This window comes from Kibdelosporangium persicum, assembly GCF_013280595.1.
GTDB classification, from domain to species: domain Bacteria; phylum Actinomycetota; class Actinomycetes; order Mycobacteriales; family Pseudonocardiaceae; genus Kibdelosporangium; species Kibdelosporangium persicum.
In genome coordinates this window covers 139689-160293 of sequence record NZ_JAAATY010000018.1, presented here as the reverse complement: position 1 = coordinate 160293, position 20605 = coordinate 139689, and the positions used below count along the sequence as shown (strand labels likewise).

20 protein-coding genes are annotated in these 20605 nt (G+C 68.6%); 12 read left to right on the top strand and 8 right to left on the bottom strand.

All coding sequences use genetic code 11. From position 1 onward, the window contains the following. Nucleotides 1-13 precede the first annotated feature (13 nt). Complete coding sequence (locus GC106_RS28770; RefSeq protein ID WP_173137076.1) at nt 14-658, bottom strand: DUF3043 domain-containing protein; 645 nt, start codon at nt 656-658, stop codon at nt 14-16. Nucleotides 659-714: 56 nt separating this feature from the next. Between GC106_RS28770 and GC106_RS28765 the strand changes: the two genes are divergently transcribed. Together GC106_RS28765 and GC106_RS28760 are read left to right on the top strand one after the other, a co-directional pair. Then, nucleotides 715-1731, top strand: a complete 1017-nt coding sequence (locus tag GC106_RS28765; protein ID WP_173137074.1) for a glycerate kinase family protein — start codon at nt 715-717, stop codon at nt 1729-1731. Between the two features lie 91 nt (nt 1732-1822). After that, the gene (locus tag GC106_RS28760; RefSeq protein WP_173137072.1) at nt 1823-2188 is read left to right on the top strand and encodes a HesB/IscA family protein; all 366 of its coding nucleotides are present in this window, start codon (nt 1823-1825) and stop codon (nt 2186-2188) included. 67 nt (nt 2189-2255) lie between these two features. Here GC106_RS28760 and GC106_RS28755 read toward each other — a convergent pair whose 3' ends face one another. Next, nucleotides 2256-2426: a hypothetical protein gene (locus tag GC106_RS28755; protein WP_173137070.1), complete on the bottom strand. Its 171-nt coding sequence runs from the start codon at nt 2424-2426 to the stop codon at nt 2256-2258. A gap of 187 nt (nt 2427-2613) precedes the next feature. Here GC106_RS28755 and GC106_RS28750 point away from each other — a divergent pair, with 187 nt between their 5' ends. Next, nucleotides 2614-3546 (top strand): carbohydrate kinase family protein, encoded by a 933-nt coding sequence (locus GC106_RS28750; protein WP_173137173.1) that lies wholly within the window; start codon nt 2614-2616, stop codon nt 3544-3546. A gap of 19 nt (nt 3547-3565) precedes the next feature. Beyond that, nucleotides 3566-4033 (top strand): XdhC family protein, encoded by a 468-nt coding sequence (locus tag GC106_RS28745; protein WP_173137069.1) that lies wholly within the window; start codon nt 3566-3568, stop codon nt 4031-4033. A 60-nt stretch (nt 4034-4093) separates the two neighbouring features. Here GC106_RS28745 and asnB read toward each other — a convergent pair whose 3' ends face one another. Then, nucleotides 4094-6019 carry an asparagine synthase (glutamine-hydrolyzing) gene (asnB, locus tag GC106_RS28740; protein ID WP_173137067.1) on the bottom strand — a complete coding sequence of 642 codons (1926 nt, stop codon included), beginning with the start codon at nt 6017-6019 and terminating at the stop codon, nt 4094-4096. A 199-nt stretch (nt 6020-6218) separates the two neighbouring features. On the opposite strand from asnB, the gene ctaC reads away from it, so the two are divergent. Together ctaC and GC106_RS28730 are read left to right on the top strand one after the other, a co-directional pair. Beyond that, a complete protein-coding gene (gene ctaC / locus GC106_RS28735; protein WP_173137065.1) occupies nt 6219-7151 on the top strand; it encodes an aa3-type cytochrome oxidase subunit II in 933 nt (310 codons plus the stop codon). A 20-nt stretch (nt 7152-7171) separates the two neighbouring features. Beyond that, nucleotides 7172-7570, top strand: coding sequence for a cytochrome c oxidase subunit 4 (locus GC106_RS28730; RefSeq protein ID WP_173137063.1), 399 nt, complete (start codon nt 7172-7174; stop codon nt 7568-7570). Nucleotides 7571-7638: 68 nt separating this feature from the next. On the opposite strand, the gene trpD is transcribed toward GC106_RS28730, so the two are convergent. Together trpD and GC106_RS28720 are read right to left on the bottom strand one after the other, a co-directional pair. Continuing rightward, on the bottom strand, nt 7639-8679 hold the full coding sequence (trpD, locus tag GC106_RS28725; protein WP_173137061.1) for an anthranilate phosphoribosyltransferase: 1041 nt from the start codon (nt 8677-8679) through the stop codon (nt 7639-7641). 5 nt (nt 8680-8684) lie between these two features. Further along, a complete protein-coding gene (locus tag GC106_RS28720; RefSeq protein ID WP_173137059.1) occupies nt 8685-9095 on the bottom strand; it encodes a hypothetical protein in 411 nt (136 codons plus the stop codon). 129 nt (nt 9096-9224) lie between these two features. Here GC106_RS28720 and ctaE point away from each other — a divergent pair, with 129 nt between their 5' ends. The 5 genes from ctaE (at nt 9225) to qcrB (GC106_RS28695) (ending at nt 15336) form a co-directional block, all read left to right on the top strand. Further along, nucleotides 9225-9854 (top strand): aa3-type cytochrome oxidase subunit III, encoded by a 630-nt coding sequence (ctaE, locus tag GC106_RS28715; protein ID WP_173137057.1) that lies wholly within the window; start codon nt 9225-9227, stop codon nt 9852-9854. Between the two features lie 47 nt (nt 9855-9901). Next, nucleotides 9902-10741, top strand: a complete 840-nt coding sequence (qcrC, locus tag GC106_RS28710) for a cytochrome bc1 complex diheme cytochrome c subunit (RefSeq protein WP_173137055.1) — start codon at nt 9902-9904, stop codon at nt 10739-10741. 47 nt (nt 10742-10788) lie between these two features. Continuing rightward, nucleotides 10789-11928, top strand: a complete 1140-nt coding sequence (gene qcrA / locus GC106_RS28705) for a cytochrome bc1 complex Rieske iron-sulfur subunit (RefSeq protein WP_173137171.1) — start codon at nt 10789-10791, stop codon at nt 11926-11928. Continuing rightward, entirely contained in the window at nt 11925-13601 is a 1677-nt protein-coding gene (gene qcrB / locus GC106_RS28700; protein ID WP_173137053.1) for a cytochrome bc1 complex cytochrome b subunit, read from the top strand. The genes qcrA and qcrB (GC106_RS28700) overlap by 4 nt, the downstream gene beginning before the upstream one ends. Before the next feature lie 160 nt (nt 13602-13761). After that, a complete protein-coding gene (gene qcrB / locus GC106_RS28695) occupies nt 13762-15336 on the top strand; it encodes a cytochrome bc1 complex cytochrome b subunit (RefSeq protein ID WP_173137051.1) in 1575 nt (524 codons plus the stop codon). A gap of 11 nt (nt 15337-15347) precedes the next feature. On the opposite strand, the gene GC106_RS28690 is transcribed toward qcrB (GC106_RS28695), so the two are convergent. Together GC106_RS28690 and GC106_RS28685 are read right to left on the bottom strand one after the other, a co-directional pair. After that, nucleotides 15348-15632 carry an Lrp/AsnC ligand binding domain-containing protein gene (locus GC106_RS28690; protein WP_173137049.1) on the bottom strand — a complete coding sequence of 95 codons (285 nt, stop codon included), beginning with the start codon at nt 15630-15632 and terminating at the stop codon, nt 15348-15350. A gap of 96 nt (nt 15633-15728) precedes the next feature. After that, nucleotides 15729-17072, bottom strand: coding sequence for an NYN domain-containing protein (locus tag GC106_RS28685; protein ID WP_173137048.1), 1344 nt, complete (start codon nt 17070-17072; stop codon nt 15729-15731). Nucleotides 17073-17212: 140 nt separating this feature from the next. Between GC106_RS28685 and GC106_RS28680 the strand changes: the two genes are divergently transcribed. Beyond that, entirely contained in the window at nt 17213-18913 is a 1701-nt protein-coding gene (locus GC106_RS28680) for a DEDD exonuclease domain-containing protein (protein WP_173137046.1), read from the top strand. A 45-nt stretch (nt 18914-18958) separates the two neighbouring features. On the opposite strand, the gene GC106_RS28675 is transcribed toward GC106_RS28680, so the two are convergent. After that, nucleotides 18959-20584 carry a glycoside hydrolase family 13 protein gene (locus GC106_RS28675; RefSeq protein ID WP_312872913.1) on the bottom strand — a complete coding sequence of 542 codons (1626 nt, stop codon included), beginning with the start codon at nt 20582-20584 and terminating at the stop codon, nt 18959-18961. Nucleotides 20585-20605 lie beyond the last annotated feature (21 nt).

Genomic DNA, 20605 nt, shown 5'->3' with positions numbered 1-20605 from the left:
CCCGGCCGTCGTGTCAGCGGGGGATCGGGTCGCCCGGCTTCAGCCGCGGCTTGGGCACCCGCAGCTTGCGGATCTGGCTCGCCCGCACGAACGCGTACCAGCCGATGGACGCCCCGCGGATGGTCTCCTTCGGGAACCTCTCCCTGGCCATCCTGGCCACCCGGCGGCCGTTGAGGAATCCCTCGAACATCATCATCAGCAGCATCGCCAGGCACAGCAGCGTCGCGTAGTTCTGCAGCGCGGGGTTCGGCACGAGCAGCGCGACGAACACGACGATCGCCAGCGGCATGAACAGGCCGAGCAGGTTGCGCCGCGAGTCCACCACGTCACGGACGTACGCCTTGACCGGGCCACGGTCGCGCGGCATCAGGTACTTGTCGTCGCCCGCCATCATCCGCTCACGGCGCTCCGCCGCCGCGGCCCGGCGCTCGTCCTTCGACGGACGGGTCTGCTTGGCACGGCGCATGGCCTCGCGCGTCGTCTTCGGCGCGGGCGCGACCGGGCCACGCCGGCGTGCCTCCGCGTCGCGGCGCTTCGGCGTCGGCTTGCCCTTGGCGGGCGTGAAGGCTTTGGCCGTGGGCTCCTCGACATCCACACCTGTCTCCTCGACAGCGGTGTCGTCGGCCTTCTCGGCTGAATTGCGGCGCAGGAACCTCACGTCCCATAGGTTATGACAAGCCCTGATCGGGTGGTTCGCCGGATACGCTGCGATCCGTGCGCGTACTGATCGCTCCTGACTGTTTCGGCGGCACGCTGTCCGCCCCGGAGGCCGCCCAGGCGATGGCCGACGGGTGGCACGCGGCTGCCCCTGACGACGAGCTGGTGCTCCGTCCGCTCACCGACGGCGGCCCAGGCTTCGTGGACGTGCTGCACACCGTGCTCGGTGGCACGCCGCACTCCCTCGAGGTCACCGGCCCACTCGGCGAGCCCCTGACGGCCACATGGCTCGAACACGATGGAACGGCCTATGTCGAATCGGCACAGGCGAACGGCCTGCACCTGGTACCTGAAGCCGACCGCCGCCCGCTCGACGCCACCACGCGTGGCGTCGGCGAGCTGATGGTCGCCGCGCGCGATGCAGGCGTACACACGATCGTCATCGGTCTGGGCGGTTCGGCCACGACCGACGGCGGACAAGGAATGCTGGAAGTCACGGCGCCGGCAGGCGACTGGCCCAAGCTGATCGCCGCGACCGACGTGGAGAACCCCCTGCTCGGACCGCACGGCGCGGCCCACACGTTCGGGCCGCAGAAGGGCGCGTCCCCGCAGGACGTCGACGAACTGGAGCAGCGGCTGACCGATTTCTCCGCGAAAAAGGGCCCTCACCTGCGGGACCAGCCGGGTGCCGGTGCCGCGGGCGGCCTGGGCTACGGGCTGTTCCTGCTGGGGGCGACCCGGGTGTCCGGTGCGGACCTGGTGCGGGACCTGACCGGACTGGACGAGGCGATGGCCGGTGCGCGGCTCGTGCTCACCGGCGAAGGCAGCTTCGACTGGCAGTCGCTGCGGGGCAAACTTGTGACTTCCGTCGCATCGGCGGCCGCCGGACGCGGCCTGCCGTGCCTGGTGCTCGCCGGTCAGGTGAGCGTGGGCCGCCGGGAGGCCGCCGCGGCGGGCATCGAGGCCGCGTACGCCGTGGTCGAGCACGCCGGCTCGGTCGAGGCGGCCTTCGCCGACCCGGCGGGCACCCTTTCGGCGCTGGCCGGGCACGTGGCGTCCCAGTGGTCGGCATGACAGCTGTCCAGCCGGACATGTGTGTCACCATGGAACAAGACACCATGGCGATGTGTTCGCACCGCTGTAGTCGGATCTTCAAGGGAGTGTCATGACGACCGCGCAGGAGAACACGACCGAAGCGGCGACCACGCACGGCGTGACGTTGACCGATACTGCCGCGAGCAAGGCCAAGGCACTGCTCGAGCAGGAGGGTCGCGACGACATGCACCTGCGGATCGCCGTCCAGCCCGGGGGCTGCGCCGGTCTGCGCTACCAGCTGTTCTTCGACGAGCGCTCGCTCGACGGCGACCTCTACCGCGACTTCGGCGGCCTGAAGGTGGCCGTGGACCGGATGAGCGCGCCGTACGTCGAGGGTGCCGTGATCGACTTCGTGGACACCATCGAGAAGCAGGGGTTCACGATCGACAACCCGAACGCCACCGGGTCCTGCGCCTGCGGCGACTCGTTCCACTGAGCAGTAAGTACCGAGCAGCCACGGAAAGGGCCGCCGCCGGTCACCGGCAGCGGCCCTTTCCGCTGTTCTAGACGTACTCGTCGATATCCCGCACCTGGGCGTGACAGCCCTCGGTGACCTCCCACACGGGCGCCTGCCTGGGCAGCGGCGCCCGGGTCTCGTGACGGCGGACGGACGGTGGGATGTCGGCGCAGTCGGCGATCAGCTCGTCGATCGAATCGGCCTCGGTGATGTGCACGGACGTCACGTTATTGAGCCGTTTTCCAGCTGCCCAGTCTTACCAACCGGTAGTGTGCTGAGGCAGCCGACGAACCACCCTGGCGGGTGGACTGGGCCACCCCTGGCTGCCGGACGTAGTCGCCCGAACAAGACAGGAGGGCAAAGTGCCCGTTGCCGTTTCCGGAAGCATCGCCAGTGATCACCTGATGCACTTCCCGGGCCGCTTCGGCGAGCAGATCATGCCCGAGCAGATCGCCCGGCTCTCGCTCAGCTTCCTCGTGGACGACCTGCAGGTCCGGCGCGGCGGGATCGGCGCCAACATCGCGTTCGGAATGGGTGTGCTCGGCTGCAACCCGGTCCTGGTCGGCGCGGCGGGCAAGGACTTCGCCGACTACCGCTCCTGGCTGGAGCGCCACGGCGTGGACTGCCGCGGCGTGCACATCTCGGAGACCGCGCAGACCGCCCGGTTCGTCTGCACGACCGACGAGGACATGTGCCAGATCGCCTCGTTCTACGCCGGCGCGATGGCCGAGTCGCGGCTGATCGAGCTCAAGCCGATCGTCGACCAGGTCGGTGAGCTGGACCTGGTGATGATCAGCCCGGACGACCCCGAGGCCATGATCCGGCACGCGCACGAGTGCCGTCAGCGCGGTTACACGTTCGCGGTGGACCCGTCGCAGCAGCTGGCCCGGATGACCGGCGAGCAGGTCCGTGAGTTCGTCGTCGGCGCGAAGTACCTGTTCAGCAACGACTACGAGTGGGAGTTGCTGCTGAAGAAGACCGGCTGGACCGAGGCCGAGGTGCTCGACCAGGTCGGCATGCGGATCACCACGCTCGGCGAGAAGGGCGCGGAGATCGTCGACCGCAGGGGCCCGGTCGTGCACGTGACCGCGGTGCCCGAGCTGGCGAAGGCCGACCCGACCGGTGTCGGCGACGCGTTCCGCGCCGGGTTCCTGGCCGGCCTGTCGCACGGCCTGGACCTGGAACGGGCCGCCCAGCTGGGGTCCTACATCGCTGTGCTCGTCCTGGAGACGATGGGACCGCAGGAGTGGACGTTCGACTCCGCCGAGGCACTCACGCGCATCAGCGGCGCCTTCGGGCCGGAAGCCGCCCAGGACATCGGGGCCGTACTGCCCTAGGTACTGCCATGATGAGGGCATGAGTGGCGATCCGTCCTGCGACGTAGCGCACGGCACTGTTCCCGCTGAGGTCGGACACCGCGGTCTGGTCGCGGTGTTCGACACGCCCGTGGCCCAGCACCTGGTGCGGTACGCGAAAGACCTCGGCTACGAGGCGTTCGTCTACGAGCCGTCTTCCGCACTGCCATCGCTCGACGAGTCCTACGACGTCGTCGTGACCAACCACCACCGGGACGAGCTGGGCACGGTGTTGCGTGACGTGCTGGCCCATCCGGTCCGGTGGGTCGGCGTGATGGGCAATCCTCGGCACGAAGGCCCACATGTGCAGGCGCTCAAGGCTTTGGGCGTCCCCGACGAGCAGATCGCCCGGGTGCACCGGCCGGTCGGCCTGAACATCGGGTCCCGTACGCCGCCCGAGATCGCCATCGCGACCATCGCGGGCCTGATCGCCGACCGCAACGGCCGCCCCGGCGGCTTCGCCTTCTGAAAACCCTCGTGAGTGTTTGTCGGGGTTAGAACACGGCTAAACACTCACGAGGGGTGACCATCAGAGACGGACCGGGTAGCGCGGCTCGGGGACCTGCGGGCGGATCCGGCCTTCGACGAAGATGCCGTACCAGATCATGAACACCAGCAGCGCCCACAACCGGCGGCTGTGGTCGAGGTCGCCGCGGCGGTGCTCCTCGAGCATCTCCAGCACGGCGGCCTTGTCCAGGAACGGGTCGGTCGCCGAGTCACGGATGATCCCGGCGGCCCACTCGTAGAGCTCCTCCCGCAGCCAGTGCCGGATCGGCACCGGGAAGCCGAGCTTGCGGCGGTTGATCACGTGCGCGGGCACGATGTCGCGCAACGCGGCCCGCAGCGCGTACTTCGTGGTCTCCTTGGTGATCTTCTGCTCGAGCGGGATCTTCGCGGCGATCTTGAAGACCTCGGGGTCCAGGAACGGCACCCGCAGCTCCAGCGAGTTGGCCATGGTCACCTTGTCGGCCTTGACCAGGATGTCACCGCGCAACCACGTGAACAGGTCCACGTGCTGCATCCGCGTCACCGGGTCCCAGTCCTTCGACGCCCGGTAGTGCGGCGCGGTCACGTCCATGTGCCCGATCGACGGGTTGAACGTGCGCAGCACCTTCTGGATCTGGTCGTCCCGGAAGATCCGGGCGTTGCCGTAGTAGCGCTCCTCCAGCTTGAGCGCGCCGCGGCGGAGCAGGTCCTTGCCGCGCTTGCCTTCCGGCAGCTTCGTCGACAGGTTGCCCATCGCCTTGCGCAACGCGCCCGGCACCTTCTCGAACGGCGCCAGCGAGATCGGCTCGCGGTAGATCGTGTAGCCGCCGAACAGCTCGTCCGCGCCTTCGCCGGAGAGCACCACCTTCACGTACTGGCGTGCCTCGCGGGCGATGAACCACAACGGCACCAGCGCCGGGTCGGCCACCGGGTCGTCCAGGTACCAGACGATCAACGGCAGGTGGTCCATCATCTCCTGCGGCGACACCGTGCGGACCACGTGCTTCACGCCGATCGCCGCCGCGGACTCGGCCGCGACGTCCACCTCGGAGTAGCCCTGGCGCTCGAACCCGGTGGTGAACGTGATCAGGTCCGGGTTGTGCTGCTTGGCCAGTGCCGCGATCGCGGTGGAGTCGATCCCGCCGGACAGGAACGAGCCGACCGTGACGTCCGCGCGCATGTGCTTGGCGACCGAGTCGCGCATCACCGCGGCGATGTCCGAGTGCAGGCGGCCGGACTCGTACTGGCTGACCGACAACGGCCGGAACACCGGGTCGAAGTACCGGGTCATGGTCATCGTGCCGTCCGGCGTGACCGTGAACGACGTGCCGGACTCGATCCGCCGGACCGTGTCGTGCATGGTCTCCGGCTCGGGCACGTACTGCAGCACCATGTAATGCTGCAGTGCCGTCTTGTCCAGCCGCGGCGACATGCCCAGCGTGCGGCCCAGCGCCAGCAGGCTCTTCTTCTCGCTGGCGAACGCCATCCCGCCAGGGCCGGAGGCGTAGAACAGCGGCTTGATGCCGAACGGGTCACGTGCGCCGAACAGCGTCTGCCTGTGCGAGTCCCAGATCAGGAACGCGAACATGCCGCGGAAGCGCTTGACCACCTCGGGGCCGTAGAAGTGGTACGCCGCCACCATCGCCTCGGCCTCGCCGTCGGTGGCGAACTTCAGGTTGAACTCGCGCTTGAGGTCGGCGCGCAGCTCCAGGTAGTTGTAGACCTCACCGTTGAACAGGATCGTGTACCTGTTCGGCGCGTCCACCGGGCCCCAGTGCAGGGGCTGGTGGGAGTGTGCGATGTCGACGATCGACAACCGGTTGAAGCCGAAGATCACCCCGCGGTCGGCCCAAGTGCCGCTCTCGTCGGGGCCGCGGTGCCGCTGGCAGCGCAGGGCCGCGTCGACCGCGTTACGGGCCGCGTCGGCGTCGAGTTCAGAGGGGCAGACCAGGCCAAGCAGACCGCACACGCTCTCTCAGAACCTTCCGGTCGAGTGGTGTTTGAAGGCCCAGTATGCCCTCCTCGCCTTCCGGGGCGACGTGGCCCGGCCCCTGATCCACGTCACATATGTCGCTGAGCTACGCTCCCGCTGGAGCGAATCGCTGAAGACTTGCATGCCGAGTCCAGCATGAGCGCACGGCAAGTCGCGGCAAGGAGGAGAGCGAACGGTGAGCCAACAGGAGCGCTCGCGCAAGCGCAGGCTGGCCAAGGTCATCGGGCTGGTCGGCCTGGTCGCGTTCGCGGCGACCGGCTGCTCGACCGACGAGGTGCTGCGGTTCGGCTGGCCCGTCGGGGTCACCGAGCAGGCCGAGGACATGCGCAGGCTGTGGACCGGTTCGGTGATCGCGTCACTGGTGGTCGGTCTGATCACGTGGGTGCTGATCCTGTGGCCGGTGGCGTTCCACCGCAAGAAGGGCGACCAGCTGCCCCGTCAGACGCAGTACAACAACGTGCTCGAGCTGATCTACACGGGCATCCCCGTCATCATCGTCGTCGTGCTGTTCGTGTTCACCGCGAGCACCGAGAACAAGGTGCTGGCCGAGACCGACAAGCCGGACGTGAAGGTCGAGGCGCTGGCCTTCCAGTGGAACTGGGACTTCAGCTACAAGGAGGTCAACGGCTCCACGCCGAGGACCCCGGACGGCGGCGAGGTGCACACCGTCGGCAGCACGCGGGAGATCCCGCTGCTGGTCCTGCCCGCCGGGCGGACGGTCGAGTACCAGCTGCGGGCGCGGGACGTGATCCACTCGTTCTACGTGCCGGAGATGCACTTCAAGCGGGACGTCTTCCCGTACCCGGAGAAGAACAACCAGGACAACACGTTCCAGAACAAGATCGACCGCCCTGGTTCGTTCGTCGGCCGGTGCGCCGAGCTGTGCGGCTCGTACCACGCGTTCATGAACTTCGAGGTCCGCGCGCTGCCGGGTGAGCAGTTCGACGAGTACATGCGGCTGCGGACCCAGATCAACCCACGCACCGCCGCGCCGTACACGGCCGCCGAGGCACTGACCCAGATGAACTGCGGTCAGCTGTGCACCCCGTACGCGGTGACCACGTCCCCGTTCAACCCCGACCGCACTGCGCGGACGGCTTCGGGCTGAGGGGCAGGGGAGAGAGAACCATGAAGGTCGAAGCCAAAATCTTCCACATCTGCACGGCGTTCTTCTTCGTCGCGGCCATCCTCTACGGCTTCTGGGCCAAGGAGGTGGTCGGCATCGTCGGGCTGACCCTGACCGGCGGCCTGTCACTGATCGTCGGCAGCTACTTCAGCTTCGTCGCCCGCCGCGTCGAGGAGCGCCCCGAGGACAACGCGGAGGCCGAGGTCAGCGACGGCGCCGGTGAGCTGGGCTTCTTCAGCCCGGGCAGCTACTGGCCGGTCGGCCTGGCCGCCTCGGCCGCGCTGACCGGGTTCGCGCTGGCGTACTTCCACATCTGGTTGCTCGTGATCGGCATCGTCTGCGTCCTGATCACCGTCGGCGGCCTGGTCTTCGAGTACCACACGCAGCCCGACAAGGACTGAGCTCCCGGACAGCGAAGGGCCTCCCGCGTCAACCGCGGGAGGCCCCTTTTCGCGTCTGGGCGGTGTGTTTACTTGGCCAGTTCGGTCGAGCGGGCCGCCCAGCGGGCCAGCAGCTCCGTCGCCGCGCCGGAGTCGACCGCTTCGGCGACCTGGGCGAGGCCCGCACGCAGATCGGCCGTCAGATCGCCGGTGAAGCCCCGGTACGCGGCCACCGCGCCCGCCGCGTTGAGCAGGACGGCGTCGCGGACATGGCCCTGTTCGCCGTCGAGGACTCGACGCACGACCTCCGCGTTGTGCCTGGCGTCGCCGCCACGCAGGTCTTCCGGCGTGCAGGACGGGAAGCCGAACGTGGCCGGATCGATACGTTCACGCCGCACTGTCCCGCCTTCGACGACCCAGGCGGACGTCGTGGCGCACGTGGTGATCTCGTCGAGGCCGTCGTCACCACGGACCAGCAGCACCGAGCCGCCGCGCAGGGCGAACACCTCGGCCATCACCGGGGCCAGCCGTTCGAAGGCACAGCCGATGAGGCCCGCCGCGGGCTGTGCCGGGTTGGTCAACGGGCCCAGCACGTTGAACGCCGTGGGAATGCCCAGCTCGGAGCGCACCGGACCGGCGTGCCGCAGCGCCGGGTGGTACACCGGCGCGAAGCAGAAGGCGATCCCGAGTTCCTCGGCACACCGGACGATCGCGGACGGCCCGAGGCCGATCGCGATGCCCAGCACCTCGAGCACGTCCGCCGTGCCGGCCCTCGACGACGCCGACCGGTTGCCGTGCTTGACCACGGGAACCCCGGCCGCCGCGGTGACGATCGCGCTCATCGTCGAGATGTTCACGCTGCCGGACCGGTCACCGCCGGTCCCGACCACGTCGACCGCGCGGGTGGTCAGCGGGACGCGTGTGGCGTGCTGGAGCATCCCGGCCGCCATGCCGGAGATCTCCTCGGGTGTCTCACCCTTGCCGCGCAGGCCCACCGCGAAGCCCGCTATCTGGGCGTTGGTGGCGTTGCCCGACATGATCTCGTTCATCGCCCACGCGGTGTCCTCGGCGGTCAGGTCGCCGCCGTCGACCAGGTGGTTGAGCAGCGCAGGCCAGCTATCGCGCCGCATGCCCGTCACCCTCGGACAGTGGGCAGCTTGTGCGACCGCAGCACGTCCGCGACCGTCTCGGCGGCGGTCAGCGGGTCGAGCGGGTGCACCAGGACGGCGTCGGCCTGCGACCAGGTCGCCAGCCAGCGGTCGTCCTTGCGGCGGACCGCGATCACGATCGGCGGGCAGTCGTCGATCTCGTTCTTCAGCTGGCGGCACAGCCCCATGCCGCCGGTCGGCTGTGCCTCGCCGTCCAGGATCGCGAGGTCCGAGTCGTGCGCGTCCATGTGGTAGATCACGTCGGCGACTGTCGCGGCCTCGACGAAGGTGACCCGGCCGAGGTCGGCGGCCGGGCGGCGGCCCACCGCTGTGATGATGCTCTCGCGCACTTCGGGCCGGTGGCTGAAGACAAGGATGGTCAGCGGCTGCGTGCTCATTCTTCAGCGCCCTCCGGCTCTCTCACTAGGCCTGATCACGACCAGGGGAATGCTATCGCCAGTGCGCCGCGACACGACCCACGGCCCAACCGGTACCCGACCGGGCGAGGCGGATAACCGCAAGACATAATGCGTCGCGTGACAACAGCTACGCCTTCGATCAGCCAGCGCGTGCACTCGCTGAACCGGCCGAACATGGTCAGTGTGGGCACGATCGTGTGGCTGTCCAGTGAGCTGATGTTCTTCGCCGGGCTGTTCGCCATGTTCTTCACGGTGAAGGCGCAGAACGCCACCGGCCACTGGCCGCCGCCACTGGTGCCCGGTGGCGAGCCGATCCATCTGAACCTGCCCTTCGCCACGCCGTTCACGGTGATCCTGATCCTGTCGTCGGTCACCTGCCAGCTCGGTGTGTTCGCGGCCGAGCGGGGCGATGTGTTCGGGCTGCGCCGCTGGTACACCCTGACCCTGGTGATGGGCGCGATCTTCGTCGCCGGCCAGGGCATCGAGTACGTCGCCCTGATCGAAGAGGGTGTCACCATCCCCTCCGGCGGGTTCGGCACGGTCTTCTACCTGACCACCGGCTTCCACGGGCTGCACGTGATCGGCGGTCTGATCGCCTTCGTGTACCTGCTGATCCGAACCCGGATGAGCAAGTTCACCCCGGCGCAGGCCACCGCCGCGATCGTGGTCTCGTACTACTGGCACTTCGTCGACATCGTGTGGATCGGGCTGTTCGCCGTCATCTACATCGTGCCCTGACGCATCACCACCCCGAACTGACTTCTCCAGCAAGGTTGCCCATCACCATGACGAGTAAGAAGGCGGAAGCCGCAGGGGAGAGCAAGGCGGCGCGCAAACAAGCCCGCTCCTCCAAGCGGCGCCGGCGGATCTCCGGCCTGCTTGCCCTGGGTGTGGCTCTGATCGGTGTCGGCGCGTTGTACAGCGCGATCGCCCCGGAGCCGCAGACCGCCGTCGCCGCGCAGGATCCGGCGCTGGTCCGCAAGGGCGAGCAGATCTACAACAACACCTGTATCACCTGCCATGGTGAGGGCGCGCAGGGCGTGAAGGACCGCGGCCCCAGCCTGATCGGCATCGGTGAGGCGTCGGTGTACTTCCAGACCTCGACCGGCCGGATGCCGATGGCCGCGCAGACCGCACAGGCCGAGCGCAAGCCACCGAAGCTGTCCCCGGAAGAGATCGACGCGGTGATCGCGTACATCGAGTCGAAGGGCCCGGGCGGCCCGAAGATGCCCGAGGAGCACGGCCAGCAGCTGCGCGGGGACAACCCGGCGCGCGGCGGCGAGCTGTTCCGGATGAACTGCGCCTCCTGCCACAACTTCACCGGTCGCGGTGGTGCGCTCTCGTCCGGCAAGTTCGCGCCCGAGCTGGACCCGGCGACCGAGGAGCAGCTGTACGCGGCGATGCTGTCCGGTCCGCAGAACATGCCGAAGTTCTCCGACCGCCAGCTCTCGCCGGAGGAGAAGAAGGACATCATCGCGTACGTCAAGTCGGTGACCGACGGGAACAACAACCCCGGTGGCGCGCCTCTGGGCGGGCTCGGACCACAGTCCGAGGGGCTGATCGCGTTCATCGTGGGCATGGCGGCGCTGATTGGCATCACGTTGTGGATCGGAGCCAAGTCGTGAGCGAGCAGAACAAACAAGGCCTGCCGACCGAGGCCGAGCTCGCCGAGATGGACCGCGACCAGCTGCTGAAGCTGGGCGGCAAGCTCGACGGGGTCGAGCTGGTCGAGTACACCGAGCAGTGGCCGGTCAAGGGCACCAAGGCGGAGAAGCGCGCCGAACGTGCCGTCGCCGCCTGGTTCACCCTCTCCGGCCTGTCCGGCCTGGCGTTCCTCGGAGTGTTCCTGTGGTGGCCGTGGCACTACGCCCCGGCCAACACCGACGGTCACTTCCTGTACCTGCTGTACACGCCGTTGCTGGGCCTCACGCTCGGCCTGTCGATCCTCGGTGTGGGTGTCGGCGTCGTGATGTACGCCAAGAAGTTCCTGCCGCACGAGGTCGCGGTCCAGGAGCGGCACGAAGGCCGTTCGACCGAGCTGGACCGGCAGACGTTCGTGGCGCACCTGGCCGACGCGGGCGACCGCAGCACCATCGCCCGCCGCTCGCTGATCAAGCGCACGGCGCTGTTCGGCGCGGGGACCTTCGGCCTGGCCACGGCCGCGTTGCCGCTGGGCAGCCTGATCCACAACCCGCACAAGGACTCGGCCAACGAGAACGGCCTGTGGCACACCGGCTGGCTGGCGCACGACGGCGAGCGCGTGTTCCTGCGCCGCGACACCGGTGACCCGCACGTGGTCGAGCTGGTCAAGCCGGAGGACCTGGACGCGGGCTCGATGGAGACGGTGTTCCCGTTCCACGCCCCGAAGACCGCCTCCGGCAGCGTGGACTACGCCAAGCTCGAGGGCATCCTGGCCGGCACCGAGCGGGTCGACGAGCACGAACTGGTCGACGCCCTGCGCCGCTCCGACAACCCGGTGATGCTCATCCGGCTGCGCCCGGACGACTCCAAGCGCGTGGTCAAGCACCAGGGCCAGGAGGACTACAACTTCGGCGACTTCTACGCGTACACGAAGATCTGCAGCCACCTGGGCTGCCCGACCTCGCTGTACGAGCAGCGGTCCAACCGGATCCTGTGCCCGTGCCACCAGTCGCAGTTCGACGCGTTGCAGTACGCCAAGCCGATCTTCGGACCGGCCACCCGCAAGCTGGCGCAGCTGCCTATCCAGGTCGATGAGGAGACGGGCTACTTCTACGCCACGCACGATTTCAACGAGGCGGTCGGCCCGGCATTCTGGGAGCGTAAGTCATGAGCGGCCTCACCACGCCGACCAAACAAGCCAACCCGGCGGCCAAGGCCGCCGCGGCCGCCGGCAACTGGGCTGACGACCGGCTGCACGCCGCGGGTGGGCTGCGCAAGCAGTTGAACAAGGTCTTCCCGACGCACTGGTCGTTCCTGCTCGGTGAAGTGGCGCTGTACAGCTTCATCGTGTTGCTGCTGTCCGGGACGTATCTCGCGTTGTTCTTCGACCCGTCGATGCAGCACGTGGAGTACCAGGGCGCGTTCGTCAACCTGCGTGGCCTGGGGATGTCCCGGGCCTACGAGACGGCGCTGAACATCTCGTTCGAGGTGCGTGGCGGTCTGTTCGTCCGTCAGGTGCACCACTGGGCCGCGCTGCTGTTCATGGCGGCGATCGTGCTGCACATGTTCCGCGTGTTCTTCACCGGCGCGTTCCGCCGCCCGCGTGAGACCAACTGGGTGATCGGCATCCTGCTGTTCATGCTGGGCGCGATCGAGGGCTTCGCCGGCTACTCGCTGCCGGACGACCTGCTCTCCGGTGCCGGTCTGCGGATCATGTCGGGCCTGATCCTCTCGCTGCCGGTGATCGGCACCTGGGTGAACTGGCTGCTGTTCCGCGGCGAGTTCCCCGGTGAAGACGTCATCCCGATGCTCTACACCGCGCACATCCTGCTGATCCCGGGCATCCTGCTCGCGTTGGTGGCGGTGCACGTGGGCCTGGTCTGGTACCAGAAGCACACCCAGTTCCCCGGTGTGATGCGCACCGAGAAGAACGTCGTCGGCGTGCGGATCCTGCCGTACTTCTCGCTCAAGGGCGGCGGCTTCTTCGCGATCGTCGTCGGTGTCACCGCGATGCTGGGCGGTCTGTTCCAGATCAACCCGATCTGGAACTTCGGCCCGTACAACGCGGCGCACATCTCCGCGGGCACCGTGCCCGACTGGTACATGGGCTGGACGGACGGCCTGATCCGGTTGTGGCCGGCGTGGGAGGTCTACCTCGGGGACTACACGATCCCGGCGTCGTTCTTCCCGTTCATGCTGGGTCTGCCGTTGCTGACCGGGGTCGCGGCGGTCTACCCGTGGATCGAGCGGAAGTTCACCAAGGACTACGCGCACCACAACCTGTTGCAGCGGCCGCGGGACGTGCCGGTCCGTACCTCGCTGGGTGCCATGGCCATCACGTACTTCATGGTCGCGCTGTTGTCGGCCGCGAACGACGTCCTGGCCGAGAAGTTCGACATCTCGCTGAACGCGACGACCTGGATGGGCCGGATCGGCCTGCTGGTCCTGCCGCCGCTGGCCTACTTCATCACGTACCGGATCTGCCTCGGTCTGCAGCACGCCGACCGTGAGGTGCTGGCGCACGGTGTGGAGACCGGCATCATCAAGCGGCTGCCGCACGGCGAGTTCATCGAACTGCACCAGCCGCTGGGCCCGGTCGACGACCACGGTCACCCGATCCCGCTGGCCTACCAGGGCGCCGCGGTGCCGAAGAAGATGAACAAGCTCGGTTCGGCCGGACGCCCGGTCAAGGGCACGCTGCTCACCCCGGACCCGGTCGAGGAGACCAGGGCGCTGGAAGCGGCCCGTGCGGGCCAGCACAACGGGCACCGGAACGGGCACGGCAACGGCCAGGCCCAGCCCGGCGAGCACAGCGAAGGCCCGGGCTCACACAGCCACGGCTGAAGCCCCAGGCCCCCAGGCTGACCACCCCTCGTGAGTGTTTGTCAGGGTTCTAACCCTGACAAACACTCACGAGGGTTTTTCTGTGGGTTTTCGGGACGTAGGTCCCTGGTGTGGCGTTTTCCGGCAACCAGAATTGATCTGGGGGACCTGGGGAGGCGCCATGAGCGGATTGACCACACCGACCAAGGGACGCAACCCGGCTGCTCGTGTTCTCGCGGGCGCCGGGAACTGGGCGGACGACCGGTTGCACGCCGCGGGCGGGGTGCGGCGGCAGTTGAACAAGGTCTTCCCGACGCACTGGTCGTTCCTGCTCGGTGAAGTGGCGCTGTACAGCTTCATCGTCCTGTTGCTGTCCGGGACATACCTGGCGTTGTTCTTCGACCCGTCGATGCAGCACGTGGAGTACCAGGGGTCGTTCGCGAACCTGCGTGGCGTCCAGATGTCCCGGGCGTACGAGTCCGCGCTGAACATCTCGTTCGAGGTGCGTGGTGGTCTCTTCGTCCGTCAGGTGCACCACTGGGCGGCGCTGCTGTTCATGGCGGCCCTGGTGCTGCACATGTTCCGGACGTTCTTCACCGGCGCGTTCCGGCGGCCGCGCGAGGCGAACTGGGTGATCGGGATCGTGATCTTCCTGATCGGCACGATCGAGGGCCTGACCGGCTACTCGCTGCCCGACGACCTGCTCTCTGGCGCGGGCATCCGGGTGACCTCCGGGCTGATCATGTCCATCCCGGTGATCGGGACCTGGGTGAACTGGCTGCTGTTCCGCGGCGAGTTCCCGGGTGAGGAGTTCATCCCGTTCATCTACACCGCGCACATCCTGATCATCCCCGGCGTCATCCTCGCGTTGGTCGCCGTGCACGTCGGCCTGGTCTGGTACCAGAAGCACACCCAGTTCCCCGGGCACCTGCGCAAGGAGTCCAATGTGGTCGGTGTGCGGATCATGCCGTACTTCTCACTGAAGGCAGGCGGGTTCTTCGCGATCGTGGTCGGCGTGATCGCGTTGCTGGGTGGTCTGTTCCAGATCAACCCGATCTGGAACTTCGGCCCGTTCAACACCGCGCACATCTCCGCGGGCATCGTGCCGGACTGGTACATGGCGTGGACGGACGGGCTGGTACGACTGTGGCCCGCGTGGGAGATCTCGTTCTGGGACTACACGATCCCGGCCGCGTTCTTCCCGTTCATGCTCGGCTTGCCGTTGCTGACCGGGCTCGCGGCGGTCTACCCGTGGATCGAACGACGGTTCACCAAGGACTACGCGCACCACAACCTGTTGCAGCGGCCGCGGGACGTGCCGGTGCGGACTTCGTTGGGCGCCATGGCCATCACGTACTTCCTCGTGATGTTGCTCTCGGCCGCCAACGACGTGTTCGCGGAGAAGTTCGACATCTCGCTGAACGCGACCACGTGGATGGGCCGGATCGGGCTGCTGGTGTTGCCGCCCTTGGTGTACTTCATCACGTACCGGATCTGCCTCGGTCTGCAGCACGCCGACCGTGAGGTGCTCGCGCACGGCGTCGAGACCGGCATCATCAAACGCTTGCCGCACGGCGAGTTCATCGAACTGCACCAGCCGCTGGCGGACCGTCCCCTTCGCTACCAGGGCACGGCCGTGCCGAAGAAGATGAACAAGCTCGGCTCGGCCGGACGCCCGGTCGCGGGCACCCTGCTGGCGCCCGACCCGGTCGAGGAGACCCAGGCGCTGGAGCGCGCTCGGTCGCGAAAGCCCTGATCAGGGGTTATCTACTCGGCGTCGGCACCGATCGAGAACGCGGCCTCGGTGTCCTGGCGGGAGTACGAGCGGAACGCGATGTGCGTGTCGGTCGCGACCACGCCGGGGATCTTGCTGATCCTGCCGGGGATCAGGTCGGCCAGGTCCTCGTGCCGGGCCACGCCCATGATGGCGATCAGGTCGACGTCACCGGCGCACGAGTACACCTCGGTCACGCCTTCGACGTCGGCGATGGCCTGCGCGGTCTCGGGGATGCTGTCCGCATTCACCTGGATCATCACGATCGCCTTGATCACGGGGGTGTCCTCCCTGGTCGGTGCCAGGCACAGCCTAGACGGCGACGTGTCCGGTGGTGACGTCGACGTGGCCGGGAACTGTCGTGCCGGTCCGGGCTAAACCCTGCCGAGGCGGGACAGCAGAACGGCTGAGGGCACCGGATGCGCGCCCCGCCGCCGTACGGAATCCGCGACGGCACGGTCCGAGGTCACGACCACGACCGGCCGTCCCTCCGGCTCCGCCGCGACGAGAGCACGGATCACGTCGTCCGCCAGCACACCGGGGTCGCTGAACAGCACGCGAACCCCGCGAGGCGCGGCCGACGGCACGGCCACGACGCCTGCGCCGTCGAACACGAGCGTGACTTCGGCCGACGTCCGGGCCGCCAACGCCGCCAGCTGGTGGGTCAGGCGTTCGCGCTGGTCGGCCAGCGGCAGGTCCGGGTAGCCGGTCTTCGTGACGTTGTAGCCGTCCACGACGAGGTGCACGGAAGGCAAGGCGAGCAGCCGGTCCAGTGCGGCCGGGTCCTCGACCCGGCCGACGGTGCCCTGTGCGGCCGTGGCGCCACGGACGAGGTCGGCCGGGCGCGGGCCGCCACCGCCGAGGGCCAGTTCCCGGCGCAGGCCGGTGACCGCACCGTCCAATGTGTCCACCAGCAGGGCGAGGCGGACCTCGTCGGCCTGCCGGGCTTCGCGGGCGGACTGGCGGGCCACCTCGGCGTCCGCCTCGGCGCGCCGGGCCTTCTTGCGCTCGCTCTCCGCACGGTCGCGCTCCCGGTCGCGCTGCGCGGTGAGGTCCGCGATCTGCGCGGCCACCTCGGCCCGCAACCGGTCCACCTCCGCTGCCGCCGCCGCGGCGGCGTCCTTGGCCTCGCGGAGCTTCACGCCTTGCTCGCGCAGACGTTTGCGCAGCCGGTCCAGCTCGACTTCGGCATCAGCGCGGATGACCTCGGCCGCGCCCTGGGCGACTTCCAGTTCGCCGCGGGTCTGCTTGAGCTCGTTCTCCAACCGGTCGGCGCGCGTCAGCGCCGCGTCCCGCTCCGCACGCAGCACGGCGTCGCCGGCACGCCGTGAGACCAGCTCCAGGTAGTGCACGGCCGTCTCGTCGCCCAGCAGAACGGCCGCGGCCGCCGCGGACACGGGTTCAGCGCCGCTGACCTCCAGCGCGGCGGGCCGGTGCTCACGACACCACTCGACCACCGCGGTGCGGAAGCTGTTCGACTGGCGCAGCGCTGCCATGATCGACGCGCCGCCCAGCCGGGCCCGTTTCGCCGGCGCGAACTTGGCGACCGCTCTGAGCTGCTGGGGGATGTCCACCCGGCTGAGCCCGCTGATCGCCTCGGCGCCGATTTCGGCAAGCCGGGACCGCACGGCGTCGGGGATGCCGTCCCAGTCCACCTCAGACGTCTCGGCGAGCTCGTCCTCCGGCTCGTCGGTCACGTCCTGCTCGTGCGGCGCCATCTCTCCAGGTTAGTTGGCCGGACCGGAAATGACCCGCCGGGCTCCGGTTTGGTCGCGCTGGTCATGGACACCACGCGACCCGTCCGGGCGGAAGCGAGGACCGTCAAAACTGTCGGTGTGGCCCCCTAGTGTCTCGGCCGATGAACACGCAGCTGTCGTTCGACGAACTCGGCACGCCGTTGCGGACCACCACGTTCGTGGTCTTCGACCTGGAGACCACCGGTGGCAGCGCGGAGCAGGACGCGATCACCGAGATCGGCGCGGTCAAGGTCCGGGGTGGCGAGGTGATCGGCGAGTTCGCCACGCTCGTCGACCCCGGCCGGGGCATCCCGCCGGAGATCGTGGCGATCACCGGCATCACCGACGCCATGGTCTACCAGGCACCTCCGCTGACCGAGGTGCTCCCGGCGTTCCTCGAGTTCGCGGCGGGCGCGGTGCTGGTGGCGCACAACTCGGGCTTCGACGTCACCTTCATGAAGGCGGCGTGCCGCAGATACGGCTACCACTGGCCACGCCCTGCCGTCGTATGCACGGCTCGCCTGGCCAGACGGGTGCTGAGCAGGGAAGAGGCGCCGAGCTGCCGTCTCTCGGCGTTGGCCACGCTGTTCCGGGCGAGCACGACGCCCATCCACCGCGCGCTGGCCGACGCGCGGGCGACCGTCGACGTGCTGCACGGGCTGCTCGAACGGGTCGGCTCCGTCGGCGTGCAGTCGCTTGAAGAGCTGCTCGACTACATCCCCGAGGTCACGCCCGAGCAGCGGCGCAAACGTACGCTGGCCGCCGACTTGCCGAGCGCGCCAGGCGTGTACATGTTCCGTGGTCCGCGTGACGAGGTGTTGTACGTCGGCACGGCGTCCGACCTGCGGCGGCGCGTCCGTCAGTACTTCACCGCGAGCGAGACACGCCGTCGGCTGCGCGAGATGGTCGCGCTCGCGGTCCGTGTCGACTCGGTGACGTGCTCCCACGCCTTGGAAGCCGAGGTGAGGGAGTTACGGCTGCTCGCGGCGCACAAACCGACGTACAACCGGCGCTCCCGCAACAAGCACCAGGCGTGGTGGCTCGTCCTGACCGACGAGGCGTTCCCACGGTTGTCGATCGTCCGTACGCCACGAGACGGCGCCCTCGGGCCGTTCCGCTCGCAACGCTCGGCGGAAGGCGCGGCCGTCGCGTTGCAAGAGGGCACGGGCATACGGCCGTGTACGCAACGCATCTCGGCACGGTCACCCAAGGGCACGCCGTGTCTGTTAGCTGAAATCGGCCGTTGCGGCGCGCCGTGCGCTGGGCATCAGGCCGTGCACGAGTACCGGCCGTACGTTGAGGCCGTACGCGGTCTGGTCGCCGGGCAACGGGTGGATGCTCTCTGGCGTGCCGCCGCACGGCTGTCGCAGCTGTCCGACGCGCAACGGTTCGAGCAGGCCGCCGAGGGACGCGATCGGCTCGCTCTGCTCGTGCGCACGCTCGACCGAGGCCAACGCCTTGCGGCGCTCGCCTCCATCACCGAACTCGTCGCCGCACGCCCGGACGGTTCCGGCGGCTGGGATTTCGCGGTCGTCCGGCACGGCAGGCTCGCTTCGGCGGGCACCGCGCCACGGGGCGTATCGCCTATGCCGGTTGTCGAGATGCTCGTGTCGTCCGCCGAGACGGTCGTGCCGTCTTCCGGTCCCTTGTACGGCGCCCCGCCTGAGGAAGTCGGCGCGGTCCTGCGTTGGCTGGAACGCCCGGGGACACGGATGGTCCGCTGCACCTCGCCATGGACCGTCCCGGCCGCGTCCGCCGCGAGCTGGCGCCCCTGGCTGGAACAAGTCCAGTCGATCTGGAAAACCCAGCACCACCCCTCGTGAGTGTTTATCCGTGTTCTAACACCGATAAACACTCACGAGGGGGTTTCAGTGGGTGCGCAGCCAGGCTGTGGTGTCGGGCGGTAGCTGGTCGCCCCGCAGCGGTCCGCTGGCCAGGATGACCGACTCGTGCCGGGGCAGTGGCACCGGTTCGGACGACAGGTTCACCACGCAGGTGAACCTGGGGTCACGGGTGAACGTGATCACGTCGGCCAGCGACACGACCCAGTTCATCTCGCCGTCGCCCAGTGCGGGCTCGTCACGGCGTATGTGCAGTGCCTTGCGGTACAGGGAAAGCATCGAATCGGGGTCGTCCGTCTCGGCCTCCGCGGTGTACCTGGCCCATTCCGCGGGCTGCGGCAGCCACGCGTCACCGGTGCCGAAGCCGAACGGTGGTTGTGTGCCGCCCCAGGGGATCGGGACCCGGCAGCCGTCCCGGCCGGGGTCGGCGTGCTTGGTCCGTTCGAACACCGGGTCCTGGCGCAGCTGGTCCGGGATGTCCTCGACCTCCCACAGACCCAGCTCTTCGCCCTGGTAGACGTACACGCCGCCGGGCAGGGCCATGGTGAGCAACGCCGCCGCACGCGCCCGCCGGGTCCCCAGGTCCCGGTCGACGGGAGTCCCGTGCCGCCGGTCGGCGAACTCGAATCCCGTGTCCCCGGAACGGCCATAACGCGTCACGTGCCGCGTCACGTCGTGATTGGACAGCACCCAGGTCGGTGGCGCGCCAACGGGTTCGTGCGAGTCCATGCTGGCCTGGATGACCTCACGCAGGCGCTTGGCCTCCCACGGGCAGGACAGGAAGTCGAAGTTGAACGCCGAGTGCAGCTCGTCCGGCCGCAGGTAGCGGGCGAACCGGACCGGGTCGGGCAGCCACATCTCGCCGACGAAGATCCGCTCGCCCGGGTAGGAGTCCGAGATCCGCCGCCACGCCCGGTAGACCTCGTGCACGCCGTCCATGTCGGAGAACGGCAGCCGGCCGGTGGTCGCGCCGTGCACGTCGGGCAGCCCGGGGTCCTTGATCAGGCCGTCGGCCACGTCGATGCGGAAGCCGTCGATGCCCCGGTCGAACCAGAACCTGAGGATGTCCAGGAACTCCGCGTGCACCTCGGGGTTCTGCCAGTTGAAGTCCGGCTGGCGGGAGCTGTAGAGGTGCAGGAACCATTCGCCGTCCGCGACCCTGGTCCACGCCGGGCCGCCGAACCGCGACTGCCAGTCGTTCGGCGGCAGCTCGCCGTTCTCGCCCCGGCCCGGGCGGAACCAGAACCGTTCCCGCTCCGGCGATCCCGGCCCGGCGGCCAGTGCCGCCCGGAACCACGGGTGCTCGTCCGAGCAGTGGTTGGGCACGATGTCGATGATGATCCGGATACCGAGCGCGTGCGCCTCGGCGATCAGCAGTTCGGCTTGCGCCAGCGTGCCGAAGGACGGCTCGATGTCGCGGTAGTCCGACACGTCGTAGCCGCCGTCGTCCATCGGGGACGGGTACCAAGGGTTGAACCAGATCGCGTCGATCCCCAGGTCCGCCAGGTACGGCAGCCGCGCCCGGACACCGGCGAGGTCGCCGATCCCGTCACCGTTGCCGTCGGCGAAGCTGCGGATGTAGACCTGGTAGATCGCCGCGCCGCGCCACCAGGCGGTGGGCGTGTCCGGGGACAGGCGATTCGTAACGGACACGGTTGGGTTCCTCCCTGTGGT

Bases quoted from the DNA above. Each gene is read 5' to 3' on its own strand.
- GC106_RS28760 (WP_173137072.1), top strand. From the start codon at position 1,823: ATGACGACCGCGCAGGAGAACACGACCGAAGCGGCGACCACGCACGGC.
- GC106_RS28750 (WP_173137173.1), top strand. From the start codon at position 2,614: ATGCACTTCCCGGGCCGCTTCGGCGAGCAGATCATGCCCGAGCAGATC.
- GC106_RS28745 (WP_173137069.1), top strand. From the start codon at position 3,566: ATGAGTGGCGATCCGTCCTGCGACGTAGCGCACGGCACTGTTCCCGCT.
- GC106_RS28730 (WP_173137063.1), top strand. From the start codon at position 7,172: ATGAAGGTCGAAGCCAAAATCTTCCACATCTGCACGGCGTTCTTCTTC.
- trpD (WP_173137061.1), bottom strand. From the start codon at position 8,679: ATGCGGCGCGATAGCTGGCCTGCGCTGCTCAACCACCTGGTCGACGGC.
- GC106_RS28720 (WP_173137059.1), bottom strand. From the start codon at position 9,095: ATGAGCACGCAGCCGCTGACCATCCTTGTCTTCAGCCACCGGCCCGAA.
- ctaE (WP_173137057.1), top strand. From the start codon at position 9,225: ATGCGTCGCGTGACAACAGCTACGCCTTCGATCAGCCAGCGCGTGCAC.
- qcrC (WP_173137055.1), top strand. From the start codon at position 9,902: ATGACGAGTAAGAAGGCGGAAGCCGCAGGGGAGAGCAAGGCGGCGCGC.
- qcrA (WP_173137171.1), top strand. From the start codon at position 10,789: ATGGACCGCGACCAGCTGCTGAAGCTGGGCGGCAAGCTCGACGGGGTC.
- qcrB (WP_173137053.1), top strand. From the start codon at position 11,925: ATGAGCGGCCTCACCACGCCGACCAAACAAGCCAACCCGGCGGCCAAG.
- qcrB (WP_173137051.1), top strand. From the start codon at position 13,762: ATGAGCGGATTGACCACACCGACCAAGGGACGCAACCCGGCTGCTCGT.
- GC106_RS28685 (WP_173137048.1), bottom strand. From the start codon at position 17,072: ATGGCGCCGCACGAGCAGGACGTGACCGACGAGCCGGAGGACGAGCTC.
- GC106_RS28680 (WP_173137046.1), top strand. From the start codon at position 17,213: ATGAACACGCAGCTGTCGTTCGACGAACTCGGCACGCCGTTGCGGACC.